The sequence below is a fragment of the Actinoplanes ianthinogenes genome, from assembly GCF_018324205.1.
GTDB classification, from domain to species: Bacteria; Actinomycetota; Actinomycetes; order Mycobacteriales; family Micromonosporaceae; genus Actinoplanes; species Actinoplanes ianthinogenes.
Genome location: NZ_AP023356.1, coordinates 1,543,226 through 1,557,317 on the forward strand (window position 1 = coordinate 1,543,226; position 14,092 = coordinate 1,557,317).

12 protein-coding genes and 1 pseudogene are annotated in these 14,092 nt (G+C 70.8%); 8 read left to right on the forward strand and 5 right to left on the reverse strand.

What is annotated here, in order from left to right:
- The first annotated feature begins 128 nt into the window (after window positions 1-128).
- A complete protein-coding gene (locus Aiant_RS06995) occupies window positions 129-776 on the forward strand; it encodes a thymidine kinase (protein ID WP_189336895.1) in 648 nt (215 codons plus the stop codon).
- 7 nt (window positions 777-783) lie between these two features.
- Here the strand turns inward: Aiant_RS06995 and Aiant_RS07000 are convergent, their stop codons facing one another.
- A complete protein-coding gene (locus Aiant_RS07000; RefSeq protein ID WP_229831495.1) occupies window positions 784-1,245 on the reverse strand; it encodes an Lrp/AsnC family transcriptional regulator in 462 nt (153 codons plus the stop codon).
- Window positions 1,246-1,493: 248 nt separating this feature from the next.
- Between Aiant_RS07000 and Aiant_RS45470 the strand changes: the two are divergent.
- A pseudogene (locus Aiant_RS45470) lies at window positions 1,494-2,099 on the forward strand (EamA/RhaT family transporter); the annotation flags it as partial.
- Window positions 2,100-2,704: 605 nt separating this feature from the next.
- Here the strand turns inward: Aiant_RS45470 and Aiant_RS45475 are convergent.
- Entirely contained in the window at window positions 2,705-3,955 is a 1,251-nt protein-coding gene (locus tag Aiant_RS45475; RefSeq protein WP_229831492.1) for a lamin tail domain-containing protein, read from the reverse strand.
- Between the two features lie 253 nt (window positions 3,956-4,208).
- On the opposite strand from Aiant_RS45475, the gene Aiant_RS07010 reads away from it, so the two are divergent.
- The 5 genes from Aiant_RS07010 (at window position 4,209) to Aiant_RS07030 (ending at window position 10,610) form a co-directional block, all read left to right on the forward strand.
- Window positions 4,209-5,255, forward strand: a complete 1,047-nt coding sequence (locus Aiant_RS07010) for an ABC transporter substrate-binding protein (protein WP_189336892.1) — start codon at window positions 4,209-4,211, stop codon at window positions 5,253-5,255.
- 2 nt (window positions 5,256-5,257) lie between these two features.
- On the forward strand, window positions 5,258-6,100 hold the full coding sequence (locus tag Aiant_RS07015; RefSeq protein WP_189336891.1) for an ABC transporter permease: 843 nt from the start codon (window positions 5,258-5,260) through the stop codon (window positions 6,098-6,100).
- Window positions 6,076-6,804: an ABC transporter ATP-binding protein gene (locus Aiant_RS07020; protein ID WP_189336890.1), complete on the forward strand. Its 729-nt coding sequence runs from the start codon at window positions 6,076-6,078 to the stop codon at window positions 6,802-6,804. The genes Aiant_RS07015 and Aiant_RS07020 overlap by 25 nt, the downstream gene beginning before the upstream one ends.
- An 84-nt stretch (window positions 6,805-6,888) precedes the next feature.
- Entirely contained in the window at window positions 6,889-8,670 is a 1,782-nt protein-coding gene (locus Aiant_RS07025; RefSeq protein ID WP_189336889.1) for an ABC transporter ATP-binding protein, read from the forward strand.
- Window positions 8,667-10,610 carry an ABC transporter ATP-binding protein gene (locus Aiant_RS07030; RefSeq protein WP_189336888.1) on the forward strand — a complete coding sequence of 648 codons (1,944 nt, stop codon included), beginning with the start codon at window positions 8,667-8,669 and terminating at the stop codon, window positions 10,608-10,610. Before Aiant_RS07025 ends, Aiant_RS07030 begins: the two co-directional genes overlap by 4 nt.
- On the opposite strand, the gene Aiant_RS07035 is transcribed toward Aiant_RS07030, so the two are convergent.
- Both Aiant_RS07035 and Aiant_RS07040 read right to left on the reverse strand, forming a co-directional pair.
- Window positions 10,611-11,921, reverse strand: coding sequence for a serine hydrolase domain-containing protein (locus tag Aiant_RS07035; protein ID WP_189336887.1), 1,311 nt, complete (start codon window positions 11,919-11,921; stop codon window positions 10,611-10,613).
- A 5-nt stretch (window positions 11,922-11,926) separates the two neighbouring features.
- Window positions 11,927-12,184: a hypothetical protein gene (locus Aiant_RS07040; RefSeq protein WP_189336886.1), complete on the reverse strand. Its 258-nt coding sequence runs from the start codon at window positions 12,182-12,184 to the stop codon at window positions 11,927-11,929.
- 109 nt (window positions 12,185-12,293) lie between these two features.
- On the opposite strand from Aiant_RS07040, the gene Aiant_RS07045 reads away from it, so the two are divergent.
- A complete protein-coding gene (locus Aiant_RS07045) occupies window positions 12,294-13,214 on the forward strand; it encodes a GbsR/MarR family transcriptional regulator (RefSeq protein WP_189336885.1) in 921 nt (306 codons plus the stop codon).
- Here Aiant_RS07045 and Aiant_RS07050 read toward each other — a convergent pair.
- A complete protein-coding gene (locus Aiant_RS07050) occupies window positions 13,177-14,079 on the reverse strand; it encodes a serine hydrolase domain-containing protein (protein ID WP_189336884.1) in 903 nt (300 codons plus the stop codon). The genes Aiant_RS07045 and Aiant_RS07050 overlap by 38 nt on opposite strands.
- Between the last annotated feature and the right edge of the window lie 13 nt (window positions 14,080-14,092).

A 14,092-nucleotide genomic window follows, 5' to 3' on the forward strand; every position in this document is an offset into this window, starting at 1 on the left:
TGTCCTGAACCTGACCGTCGACCGGCGGTAACCAGGCAATCGATCACCAGGTAGCGTGTACCGGCCCCGCCCCGATTCAGCGGCGGCCGCACGCCCGACGAGACCGACCGAGAAGAGGCCCCCGATTGATGCCGGTCACCGCCGCGACCGTCCTTGCTTCTCGGCAACCGGCACTGGCCCCGGTCTTCGGGACCCTCACCCTGTTCACCGGCCGGATGGGCTCCGGCAAGAGCACCCTGGCTCTGCAGAACGCGTTCAACCGCCGGCAGGCCGGGCGTCCCGGCGTGCTGCTGACCAGCCAGGACCGGGCCGGTGAGGGGATCATGTCGTCCCGGCTCGGTGTCGCCGCGGACGCCATCGAGGTGCACTCGGAGATGGACCTGGCGGTGCTGGTGACCGAGACGGTGCCGGCCGGCGGGTTCGTGATCGTGGACGAGGCGCAGTTCCTCACCCCGGCCCAGGTGGAGCAGCTGGCCTGGGCCGCCGACGAGCTGGGCGTGGACATCGACTGTTACGCGATCACCACGGACTTCCTGTCCCGGCTGTTCCCGGGCGCGCAGCGGCTGGTCGAGCTGGCCGACGTGATCGTGCCGTTGCAGGTCGAGGTGACCTGCTGGTGCGGTCGGCCGGGCCGGCAGAACGCCCGGATCGTCGACGGCCAGGTGGCCCGGATCGGCGAGCAGGTCGCGGTCGGCGACACCACCCAGACCTCGGCGGTCTCCTACCGGGTCCTGTGCCGCCGCCACTGGCGCAACGGCGAGCCCGGCCCGGCCTGACCCCGGCCTACGGGATCGGCAGCGGGGACTGCGGCTTGGTCACCGCGAAGGCGAAGGTCGTTTTGATCGAGGCGAGCGACGGGATCGCGCGGATCTCGCGGCGCAGCAGGTCTTCGTACGCGGCGAAGGACTCGATCACGATCTTGACCAGGTAGTCGTCGTCACCGGCCAGCAGGTAGGCCTCGACCACCTCGGGGATCGAGCGGAGCCTCCGTTCCACCTCGTCGACCACGGCAGAGGTGTGCGAGAGCAGGGTCAGCCGGGCGAACGCGGTGATCGACAGGCCGAGCGCGTCCTGGGAGAGGACCGCGGCGTAGCGCTCGATCACGCCCGCCTCCTGGAGCAGCCGGACCCGCCGCAGGCACGGTGACGGCGACAGGCCGACCCGGTCGGCCAGCTCCTGGTTGGTGAGCCGGCCGTCCTTCTGCAACTCCAGCAGGATCCGCCGGTCGATCGAGTCCAAGGTCATCACGTAGCAGATTCTGCCACTCGACGGGCACCCTGAAGCAGAACTAGCAATCGCGTGCCAGGCGATCCTTCCTAGCCTTGCGAGGAACCTGCCTCGACAAGAAGGAACACCTCGTGCAGCGCCAGAAGGCATTCGCCGCCCTCGCCGGAGCCGTCCTGCTCTGGGCATCGTTCGCGCTGACCATCCGAGGCATCGGCGCCTCCGGCCTGACCCCGATCGACGCCGCGTTCCTCCGGTTCGCCACCCCGGTGCTCATCCTGGCACCGTGGCTCCCGCGCGCCTTCCGGGCCGTCCGGCGGGAACGTCCGGCCGTCGTCCTGGGCCTGAGCCTCGCCGGCCTGCCGCACTTCCTGCTGTCGGCGCTCGGCGGGCATCTCACGTCGGCCGCCCTCGTCGGCCTCCTGCTCCCCGGCTCGGTCCCGCTGTTCGTCGCGATCATCCGCCGCACCAGAACGGCTCTCCTGCCGCTGGCCTCGATCACCCTCGGCATCGCCGCCACCGCCGCACAGACCGGCACCGCCGCGAGCGTCACCGGCATCGGGATCCTGCTGGCCGCGGGCGTCGTCTGGGCGATCTACACGATCGTCCTCCCCCGGACCCGCCTGGACCTGATCAGCGTCGTCCTGCTGATCTGCACCCCGTCTGCCCTGATCGCCGCCGTGCCGGCCGCCACCCACCTGGCCGCCGTCCCGCCGGGGCGGATCGCCCTTTACGTCGCCTTGCAGGGCGTCGGCACCGGCATCCTGTCCACGCTGAGCTACGCCTATGCCGTGCGGCGCCTGGGGAGCGGCATTCCGTCGGTGACGGGCGCGCTCAGCCCGGTCCTGGCCACGCTCCTCGCCGTCCCGCTGTTCGGCGAGCGCATCACTCCCGGCATCCTCGTCGCGCTAGCCCTGGTGATCACTGGCGTTATAACCCATCAAATCACGAAAAATCCGGCGCGGAAGAGGCGCGACGCCAGCGAACATACCGGCGCGCGGGCGCAAGCAGCGGCAGGCGACCGGCCGCACGCAACGGCAGACGACCGGCCGCACAAAGCGGCAGCCGACCGGCCGCACGTAACGGCAGGCCACCGGGCGCACGGGGAGTCAGACAACCGAGCGCGCAAAGCGGCAGCCGACCGGGCGCACGCAACGGCAGACGACCGGCCGCACAAAGCGGCAGGCCGCCGGGCGCACGGGGAGTCAGACAACCGAGCGCGCAAAGCGGCAGCCGACCGGGCGCACGCAACGGCAGACGACCGGCCGCACAAAGCGGCAAGCCACCGGCCGCACGCGGAATCAGACAACCGAGCGCACAAAGCGGCAGCCGACCGGGCGCACGCAACGGCAGACGACCGGCCGCACAAAGCGGCAAGCCACCGGCCGCACGCGGAATCAGACAACCGAGCGCACAAAGCGGCAGCCGACCGGCCGCACGCAACGGCAGGCGACCGGCCGCACTCAGCGGCAGGCTCCGATCAGCACTTGCCGGTGCCCCACCAACGGCACGCAACCGTCCACATGTCCGAGGTCTGCAACCGCACCTCGCCACCCCGATCGTCGAGCACGGCCCGCCCCCCGGCGAGCGGCACCACCGTCGACTCCCCGGGACCGAGCACCGTGCTCTCCTCGAACCGGTACTGATACCGGCTCACCACCACGTGCCCCTGCAAGTCGATCGGCTGGTCGCTGACGTTGACCACCTCGATCTTCTCCACCCCGCCGTACTTCACCTTCAACGCCACCTTGCCGGTCAGCGGGCTCCCGCACCGCACCCGGCACGGGTACACGAACGACTGCCGCAGGTCACCCTGCGGATCGAACAGATAGGCCCCCTCACCCACCGAATGATGCACCGGGTCGACGTTGGTGAAGATCGGCCCGGTCAGCCCCCAGTACTTGTCCGTAGCGGTGTCCACACCCTTGCCCACGTGCACATACACCGCCCCGCCCGCGGGCACCACGGTCCCCGCCGCGAACGTGTACCGCCGCAGCCCCGAGTCCCGCACCCACCAGCCGCCGACGTCCACCGGTGACGATCCCCGGTTGCCGACCCGGATCCACTCGCCGTTCAGGTTGCTGCCGTCGTCGCCGTCCGCGTCGCTGTTCGCCCAGACCGTCAGGTCGGCGCCGGCCGCCGGGCCCACCCCGCAGTAGTCGTCGTCCCACATCAGGTTCTTCTCGGCGGACGCCTCCGCCTCGGCCAGCTCGTAGGCCGAGTCCCACGCCCACTCCCCGGCGAACGGCAGCCACAGCGCGTACCCGTGCCGGACCAGATCCTCGCCGATGTCCCGCCACTTACCGTTGATCTTGACCGAGATCGATCGGAGCGGCCGGTCACGGCTCTGGCTGCCCGACTTCTGCGCGGTCAACCGCACCACGCCCTTGCCGGCCCGGATCAGTGACTCGACCCGCGCGGTCGCCTCCAGGGCGTGGCAGTCGCCGCGCCGCTTCGCCGGCTTCGGCGAGTAGACGTGCTGCTCCATGGCCTGCACCCCGATCAGCCGGATCGAGCGCGGCGTGTGGGTCTTGTCCCCGTTCAGGTCGACCAGCAGCGTGTCCCCGTCGGCCACCCAGGCCACCGTGCCGGTCCAGACGCCGCAGCGCGGACTTCCGGCGACCGGACGGCAGGCGACGGAGGCGGCCACGGCCGGGGCGGGCAGGCCGGCCACGGTCAGGGCGGCGGCAGCGGTGACGGAGGTCGCGAGCGAGGCGAGGCGGCGCAGCATGCCATCAAGATCGGACCATCCCGGTTGCGGTTCGAGTCACTCCGGGCTGCGGCACGGTTGCGGAGATCAAAACCCGCTTCCGGTACGCGATGAGCGCTCACGGCGTACCCGAATCGGCCCTTGATCTTGATCTTGGTACTCTGTCACAAGTCGTTAAAACCTATAAACCCGATAGGTAATGTATATTGATGCGGCTGTCATACCGCGGGCACGCATCGTCACCACCTCCGTGGCTCTTCAAGGGGAAACGCACATGACAAGTCCCATCCTCAACCGCCGCACGCTGCTCGGGGGGCTCCTCGGAGTGACCGCGCTCGGCCTGACCGGATGTGCCGGCGACGATGCCGCGTCCGCGAGCCTGTCCGCCGCCGACCCGCTGCCCACCACCGTCGACCCGGCCACCGAGCTGATCATCTCGATCCACACGTCGCAGGTCGGCCTGACCGCGTCCGGCGAGATCGGCAAGATCCCGTTCAAGGTCAAGGACTGGCCCAACATCTCGGCCGGCCCGGACGTGATCCAGGGCTTCCGCGCCAAGGCGATCGACCTGGCGAACAACGCCGGCATCCCGCCGATCCAGGCCGCCGCGATCAACGTGGACGCGAAGATCGTCGCGGTGCAGACCGTGCACAAGCCGCAGTACACGTTCGTCACGGCGCCGGGCAACCCGGTGAAGGACATCACCGACCTGCGGGGCAAGAAGATCGCCTTCTCGCAGGGTCAGGCGCAGGGCCTGGTCGTCCTGCGCACCCTCAAGGAGCAGGGTCTGACCCCCAAGGACGTGCAACTGATCGCCCTGCCGAGCACCAAGTTCCTGGTCGCTCTGCAGAGCAAGCAGGTGGACATGGCGCCGCTCTACGAGCCCGCCATCACCAAGTACCTCGCCGAGTACGGCAAGGACGGCGCCATCCAGTTCCCGATGACCGCGGTCGACTACCTGGGCGTGCTGTGGGCGCCGGGCGAGGTGCTGGCCGACTCCGCCAAGGTCGCCGCGATCCGCTCGTTCATCCCGATCTGGGCCAACGACCAGGTCTGGCGCTGGGAGAACCCGGACAAGTGGCTGGACGCCTACTACGTCAAGGACCAGCAGGTGTCCGAGGCGGACGCCAAGCGGATCGGCACCACGCTCCAGCAGCCCTTCTTCCCGAAGAGCTGGGACAAGGCGGTGGCCTGGGAGAAGGAGTCCGCCGACCTGCTCGTCGAGGGCGGCTTCATCAAGCAGATCGACCCGGAGAAGCTGTTCGACCGGCGTTTCGAGGGGATCGCCTCCGCCGCCGTTCCCGCCAAGTACCAGGAGTGACCATGGCTACCGAGACCGTCTCCGTCGCCACCCGGCCCCGCACCGCCGCGACGCAGCCACGTCGCAAGCGGCGCCGGGTCGGGCCGGGCAAGCCGATTCCGTACGGCCGCGCGCTCGGCCCGATCCTGCTGCTCGCGATCTGGGCGCTCGCCTCGGCGACCGGCGTGCTGGATCCCCGCAAGCTGTCCGCGCCGTGGACCGTGGCCGGCACCTTCGCCGACCTGATCGAGGCCGGCACGTTGCAGGAGCACGTCCTCGCCTCGCTGGAACGCGCGGTCTTCGGCTTCCTGATCGGCGCGGTCGCCGGCCTGGCGCTGGCCCTGCTGGCCGGGACCAGCCGGATCGGTGAGGCGCTGATCGACGGCCCGATGCGGATCAAGCTGGCGATCCCCACGATCGGCCTGATCCCGCTGCTCATCCTCTGGCTGGGCATCAACGAGGGCTTCAAGATCACGATCATCGCGGTGGCCGTCGCGGTCTACATGTACGTGCAGGTCCATGCCGGACTCACCGGCATCGACCAGCGGTACGTCGAGCTCGCCCAGGTGCAGAACTACTCCCGCTGGGAGTTCGTGCGACACGTGGTCTTCCCCGGCGCGCTGCCCGGTGTCTTCGTCGGCCTGCGCCTGTCGGTCACGGCCTCGTGGCTGATCCTGATCACCGTCGAGCAGATCAACGCGCTCTCCGGCGTCGGCTACATGATGACCCAGGCGCAGGAGTACGCGCAGACCGACATCATCATCGTCGGCCTGGTGATCTATGGCGTCTTCGGCTTCCTCTCGGACGCCCTGGTCCGCATCGCTGAACGGAGGGTGCTGGGATGGCGCCGCACGTTGACCAACTGACCCGGAGCGTCCGGATCTCCGGACTGACCCGCCGGTTCGGCGAGAAGACCGTCCTCGACGGGATCGACCTGGACATCGAACCGGGCGAGTTCGTCGCGCTGCTCGGGCGCAGCGGCTCGGGCAAGAGCACCCTGTTGCGGGCGCTCGCCGGGCTGGACCACGACGTGGCCGGCTCCGGCGACCTGGCGATCCCGGACCGGGTGTCGGTCGTCTTCCAGGACTCCCGGCTGCTGCCCTGGCGCCGGGTGCTGGACAACGTGATCCTGGCGCTGCGGGTGCCGGACCCCCGGCAGAAGGGCCTCGACGCGCTCGCCGAGGTGGGCCTGGCCGGCCGGGAGAGGGCCTGGCCGAACCAGCTCTCCGGCGGTGAGCAGCAGCGAGTGGCACTGGCCCGGTCGCTGGTCAGCGAGCCGGAGCTGCTGCTCGCCGACGAGCCGTTCGGCGCGCTCGACGCGCTCACCCGGATCAAGATGCACGGACTGCTGCGGGCGCTCTGCAAGCGTCACCAGCCGGCGGTGCTGCTGGTCACCCACGACGTGGACGAGGCCGTACAGCTCGCCGACCGGATCGTGGTGCTGGACCAGGGCCGGATCTCGGTGGACGTGCGCCCCGGCCTGCCGGAGTCCCGCAAGGCCGGCGACCCCGGCTTCCAGGAGGTCCGGGAACTGCTGCTGCGCTCACTCGGCGTGGTCGAGGAGGCCTGAGGAACGACCCCGGCGGCGTCGCCGGGGTTTTTCTTCGGCCATATCGTTAGCTAAGCTAAGCACCCCCGCTGTAAGGAGCGCCGCTTGCCAGCCGTTCCCCGCCGCGCCCCGAAAGCCGGCATCGACCCCGACCCCGCGAAGACTTGGCTGCGACGCGCCTGGCCGCTGCTCCGGGCACACCGGGCCCTGCTGATCACCTCGCTCGTGCTCTCCTTCGCCGGGCTGATCGTGCAGGTGCAGATCCCCGACCTGGTCCGGGTCGGCATCGACGACGCCCTGGTCGAGCGCACCGGCAGCCTGGCGACGTACGCCGGGCTGATCGCCGTCCTGGCCGTGGTCCAGGGCGTCATCAACTATCTGGCCCGGCTCTACCTGCTGCGCACCGCGTACGAGTTGGAGTACGACCTGCGCAACGTCGTCTTCGGCCACCTCATGCGGATGTCGTACGGCTTCTACGACCGGGTGCAGTCCGGCGAGCTGATGTCCCGGGCCACCTCCGACATCCGGGCCGTGCAGATGTACCTGACGTTCGGCCCGTCGATCCTGGTGCAGTGCACGATCGCCGGGATCGCGTTCGCCCTGATGGTCTCGATCAACCCGCTCCTGGCCGTGGTGGCGATGCTGACCATGCCGGCCATCGCGGTGCTCGGCGTGCGGATGCGCAAGGCGATCTTCCCGGTCTCCTGGCTGATCCAGGCGCGGCTGGCCGGGGTGGCGACGGTGGTCGACGAGAACATCCAGGGCGTCCGGATCGTCAAGGCGTTCGCGGGCGAGCAGCGGCAGATCGACACGCTGGCGGGGGCGGCGGATCGGGTGCGGTGGGCGTACACCACGGACGCGAAGCTGCGCAGCCGGTGGATTCCGGTGATGGACAACCTGCCCCGGCTGGGGCTGGCGCTGGTGCTGCTGGTGGGCGGGTTGATGGTGCTGGAGGGGCACGCAACGGTGGGGACGGTGGTGGCCTTCAACTCGTACGTGCTGATGTTGCAGCCGCCGTTCCGGATGCTCGGGATGATCATCATGATGGGGCAGCGGGCGGCGGCGTCCGCGCAGCGCATCTACGACATCTTGGACACCGCACCGGATATCACCGACCGGGTGGACGCCGCCGCGCCGCCCGCGCGCGGCGAGGTGCGCTTGCGCGACGTCCGCTTCACCTACCCCGACGGCACCGTCGGGCTCGACGGGCTCGACCTGCACATCCGGCCCGGAGAGACCGTTGCCCTGGTCGGGGCCACCGGCTCCGGCAAGTCCACGATCGGACGGCTGGCCGCCCGCTTCTACGACGTGACCGGCGGGCAGGTGCTGCTGGACGGCGTCGACGTGCGCGACTATCCGCTGGCGACGCTGCGGGACCGGGTCGGCATCGTGCCGGACGAGCCGTTCCTGTTCTCCGTCTCGTTGCACGACAACATCGCCTTCGGCCGACCGGCGGCCGACCGCGACCAGGTCGTCGCGGCGGCGGTGGCGGCCGGGGCGGACGAGTTCATCCGCGAGCTGCCGGACGGGTACGACACGGTGGTCGGCGAGCGGGGCTACACACTGTCCGGCGGGCAGCGGCAGCGGGTCGCGATCGCCCGGGCGCTGCTGGTCAACCCGCCGGTGCTGATCCTGGACGACGCGACCAGCGCGGTCGACGTGCGGGTGGAACACGAGATCCACGAGTCGTTGCGGGCGCTGATGAGCGGGCGGACCACGATCATGGTGGCGCATCGGCTGGCGACCATCGGGCTGGCCGACCGGGTGGTGCTGATCGCCGACGGGCGGGTCGTCGCTGACGGGACGCATGCCGGGCTGCTCGCCTCCGAACCCCGATACGCCCAGGTGCTGGCCGCGACGAAGTCCGACGAGGAGGTGCCTGCATGAGCATGTTCGGGGGTGGCTTCGGCGGGCCGGGCGGCGGTCCCGGCACCGGCGCGATCGGCGGCATGGGCGGCGTCGGCGCCGGCCGCCGCGACCGTCAGAGCGGCACCCCGTTCGCCGGCATCCCGGCCGAACTCGCCGTCGGCGTGGCTCGCCTGGAGGCCGCCGAGCCAACGACGGAGGCACCGCACGAGCCGTTCCACCAGCAGCCGGACGACCGCCGGCTCACCCTCTGGTCGATGCTGATCAACCGGCCCGCCGTCCTGGCCGCCGCCGCCGTCGCGGTCCTCGCCGAGGCGCTGCTGCTCCAGGCCGGTCCCTTGCTCGTCCAGATCGGCATCGACCACGGCATCGTCGCCCGCGACGTCCCGGTGCTGGTGATGGCCGCGGTCGCGTTCCTGGCCGCGGTCGGCCTCACCGCCGTCGCCTCCGGCGTGCGGATCCGGCAGAGCGGCCGGCTCGCCGCGTACGTCACCCGGGACCTGCGGGTCCGCGTCTTCAGCCACCTCCAGCGGCTCAGCCTGGACTTCTACACCCGGGAGAAGGCCGGGGTCACGATGACCCGGATGACCTCCGACGTGGAGGCGTTGCAGCAGCTGCTCCAGGAGGGTTTCGCCCAGTTCCTGATCCAGGGGCTGACCATGGTCGTGGTCACCGCGGTGCTGGTGCACTACGACCCGGAACTGGCCGCGATCACGTTGCTGCTGGTCATCCCGCCGCTGGCGGCGTTGTCGATCTGGTTCCGGCGGGCCGCCGACCACGGCTACAACCGGCAGCGGGACGCCATCGCGGCGCTCTTCTCCCACCTGTCCGAGAGCCTGTACGGCGTCCGGGTGATCACCGCGCACAACCAGCAGCGGCGCAGCGTCGCCGACCATCGCGAGGTGGTCGGGAAGTACCGCGACGCCAACGACCACACCGGGAAGATCAACGCGATCTACGGCCCCGGGAGCTCGGTGATCGGGCTGCTCGGGCTGGCGGCTCTGCTGCTCATCGGCGGGCGGATGGTGCTGCGCGGGGAGCTGACCATCGGGGAGCTGACCGCGTTCGTGCTCTATCTGAACGCGTTCTTCCAGCCGGTGCAGCAGCTGGTGCAGCTCTACACGAACTATCAGCAGGCGCGGGCGGCGCTCGGCAAGCTGCGGGGGCTGCTCGGGACGGCTCCGGGCGTACCGGAAAGGGTTGATGCCACGATCCTGCCGCCGGCGAGCGGCGGCATCGAGTTGCGCGAGGTTTCCTTCGGGTACGACGTGGACCGTCCCGTGCTGCGTGACGTCACTCTGCGCATCGCGCCCGGCGAGACGGTCGCGTGCGTCGGCCCGACCGGCGCCGGCAAGTCGACGCTGGCCAAGCTGGTCGCCCGCCTCTACGACCCGGACCGGGGCACGGTGCTGATCGACGGTTACGACCTGCGCGACGTGACGCTGGAGTCGCTGCACCGGCAGGTCGGCGTGGTGCCGCAGGAGCCGTTCCTGTTCGCCGGGACGCTGCGCGACAACATCGCCTTCGCCCGCCCGGACGCCTCGCTCGCCGAGATCGACGCCGCCGTCGACGCGGTCGGCCTGCGCGACCTGGTCGACCGCTCCCCGGACGGCCTCGACACCGTCCTGCACGAGCGCGGCCAGTCGGTCTCCTCCGGCGAGCGGCAGCTGATCGCGCTGGCCCGGGTGTTCGTCGCGGCGCCGCGCGTGGTCGTCCTCGACGAGGCCACGTCGAGCCTCGACCTGCGGTCGGAGCTGCGGGTGGAGGCCGCCGTCCAGCGACTGCTCGAGGGCCGGACCGCGATCCTGGTCGCGCACCGCCTCTCCACCGCCCGCCGCGCCGACCGGGTGATCGTGGTCGACAGCGGCGGGATCCTGGAGTCCGGCACGCACGACGCCTTGATCGCGGCCGGCGGCCGTTACGCCGGCATGTACGCCACGTGGGAATCCCACGCCGCGTGACTAGCCGGCTCTCGGATGGACGCGGCAGTTGGTGTGCAGGTAGCGGCCCTGGTCGTAGATCGCGACGGTCTGCGGGTCCAGCTGCGGGTCGGTGGCCGGCACGAGGAAGTGGGTGTCGCTGATCGGCAACAGGTCGTGGGTGATCCGCTCGGGGCGGCCGAGCAGCCGTGCCCGCACGGGGTCGACGGCCTCGGTGAGCTGGAGCCGGCCGCCGGCTGCGGTCACCTCGTAACTGATTCCGGGACGCCGGTAGACGCCGACGTAGTCGGCGACGTTCAGGTCGAGCGTGAGGTCGGGTCCGGGCAGGGCGGGAATGGTGGGTGCGCCGAGGCGGGCCAGGATCTCGGTGAAGACCTCTTTGTAGAACGGCTCACGGGGTCCGCCGTTGGTGAGCATCGCGATCGCGAGGTTCCGCTGCGGGAGGAGGCGCAGGCGGGCGTTCTGGCCGATGGTGCTGCCGTCGCTGGCGTAGACCGTCTCGCCGTGCCAGTCGCACACGATCAGGCCGAGGGCCCAGGCCGGGCCGAACATGTAGGGATCCGGCACCGGCACGCGTGACCGCCCCAGCCGGTGGACCGGTCCGTCGAGGAGGTACCGAGCGGTCGTCAGCACGTCGCCGATCGTCGAGCTGATGCCACCACCGGGGCCGTAGCAGCGCGGCAGATGGTCCACCGGCGTGCGGATCGGACCGGGCAGGTGTCCTTTCGCGGCCCGGCTCGGGTCCACGTCGGCGGGACGGCTGGTGGTGTCCGTCAGTCCGAGCGGGTGGAGTACCCGGTCCGCCAGGATGTCGTCCCAGCGCCGGCCGTCGAGCACCTCCATGATCCGGGCGAGGATCGCGTAGCCGAGCGCGGCGCTGTACCCGTGGGTGTGGCCCAGCGGATGCACCTGGGGTGCACCGGCGATGCCGGCCACCATGCGCTCGTAGACGTCGTCGTCCTCGCCGGGATCGCCGAACTCCTCCTCGATCCCGCTGGTGTGCTGGAGCAGGTGGCGCGGCGTGACCCGGGCGGTGACCTCGGGATCGGCGACCCGGAAGCCGGGCAGACAGGTCCGCACCGGCTCGTCCAGCGACACCCGCCCCTCGTCGGCGAAGCGCAGGAACGCCAGCGCCGTCCAGGTCTTGGTCATCGAGCCGACCTGGTAGACCGTGCCGGTGGTGGCCGGCGACCCGGTGGTCACGTCGGTGACGCCGACCGCGAACTCGGCGGTCTCGCCGTCGTGGTGGACGCCGAGCACGGCGCTCGGGATCCGGTACTCGGCGAGCAGCTCGCCCACCCGCTCCGGGATGCCGGTCAGGTCGATCGGCACGGCCGCTATCCCGCCAGGCCGACCGCGTTGGCGGCGTCGGCCTCGTAGTACTCCGTGGTGGCGAATCGGCCGGCGTGCTCCTCGACGACGGCCCGGACCGCGTCGATCGACTCGTGGCTGATGATGTTCACCGCCTTGGCCCCGTCGGTGCTGGCCACCGCCAGCGTCCATCGACTGCCGTGCGGCAGCTGGCCGTGCGCCCGTTTGAGACCGTCCCAGAAGCCCCGGTCGTCGGTGATCGTGGAAATCGCCATGACGTACATGCCCGGAAACTATGTTGCATTCAGAATTTCGTCAATAAGATGCAAGCATTCTGAGCTGCTAAAACTCAATCGTTGCAACAGGAATGCCGGTTAATGCAAAGGAGCGGGCGTGCCGAGGACCAGACTCACCCTCGACGATCGGGAGCGGATCGCGGCGTGGCTGACCGACGGGCTGGGATATGCGGAGATCGCCCGGCTGCTGGGACGGCCGACGTCCACGATCAGCCGGGAGGTCGCCCGCAACGGCATCCCCGGCGACTACCTGGCCGGGCAGGCGCACGAGTCGGCGGCGCGCCGTGCGCCGCGCCGCCGGCCGGGCGCGGCCCGGCGCGCGGTGCCGGAGCCACCGCCGTTCCGGGAGGAGTTCGCGGCGCTGCTGGCCGGGACCGGGATGCCGCGGATGTGTGCACGGGTCTTCGTCTGCCTGCTGCTCCACGAGTCCGGCAGCATGACCTCCGCCGAGCTGGCCCGTGAACTGGCGGTCAGCCCGGCCTCGGTGTCCAAGGCGATCGGCTACCTGGAGGTGATGGACCTGATCGCCCGGCACGTGGAGCGGGGCAGCCGCCGGCAGCGATACCTGGTGGTCGACGACGTGTGGACCCGGGCCTGGCGGACCGACACCACGGCGCATGCCGATCTCGCGGCGGCGGCGCTGCGGGGCGCCGAGATCGTCGGGCCCGGGACGGCGGCCGGTGCGCGGCTGGCCGGGATGAGCCGCTTCTTCGGGTGGCTGAATGAGCAGATGCGGGACAGCCGGGTGCCGGACGACGACGCGCTGACCGTGCTGGCCGCCCTGGTCCACGCCGGGACGCCGCGCACGGCGGGCGACCTGGCCGTTGCGCTCGGCTGGTCCGCTCCGCGGGTCGCCAGCGCTCTGGCGGCGCTGGAAAGCGAGCCGGGGATCGCCGATCCGCTCGCGCTCCGGCGCACCGAGGCCGGCTACCGCGTCGAGGTCCGGGCGGATCGGCTGGACCCGGCCCAGCGGGCGGCGCTCACAGCCGGTCCAGGACCAGCTCGTGGATCGCGGTGAGCACGTCGGTGTCGTGGTCGCAGTGCGCGGTCACGGTGATCACGGCGCGTTTCTCCGGGGCGATCACCGCGTACTGGCCGTAGGCGCCGTCCATCCGGTACGTGCCGTTGCCGCTGAGCCAGACACCCAGGCCGTACCCGTGGGTGAACTGCTCGCCGTGCTCGGCCGAGCTGGTCGTGTCCACGGTCTCGACCGGCATCCGGCGGACGTACTCGGCCGGGATCACCTGACGTCCGTCCCACTCGCCGTGGTGCAGCAGCAGCCGGGCGAACCGGGCCAGTTCCTCGGTGCGCAGGAAGAGGTCGCTCTCGGCGAAGGGGAAGCCGAGGGGGCAGGTGTGCCAGGCCGGGTTGTGCAGATCGAGCGGGCGGAACAGGCGGGGCATGAGGTAGTCGCGGACATTCGCGCCGGTGGCTCGGGCCAGGACTCGGCCGATCGCGTACGGGCCGGAGCCGGTGTAGGAGAAGCGCTTGCCGGGCTCGGCGTCGAGGGGCGCGGCGAGGAACTCGTGCAGCAGGTCCGCGGCGTCGATCCGGATGTCCGCGAACCACCTGTGGGTGCTGCCGCTGGTCATCGTGATGAGGTGCCGGAGGGTGACCCGGTCGAAACCGTCGGCGGCGATCGGGCGCAGCTCCGGGAAGTGGTCGAGGAGCAGGTCGTCCAGGCTGAGGCGGCCCTCGGCCTCGGCCAGGCCGGCGGCGACCGAGGTGAAGGTCTTCGCCACCGAGTACAGGTTGACCCGGTCGTCGGAACGGAACCGGTGGGTCAGCGGCTCGTGGCCGTCCCGGTGCACGTGGATGCCGTACAGGCCGAGGTCGCGGTCCCGGTCGGCGCGCACGAAGTCGGCGAGGAGATCAGCGGTCACGGTCGGACGATAG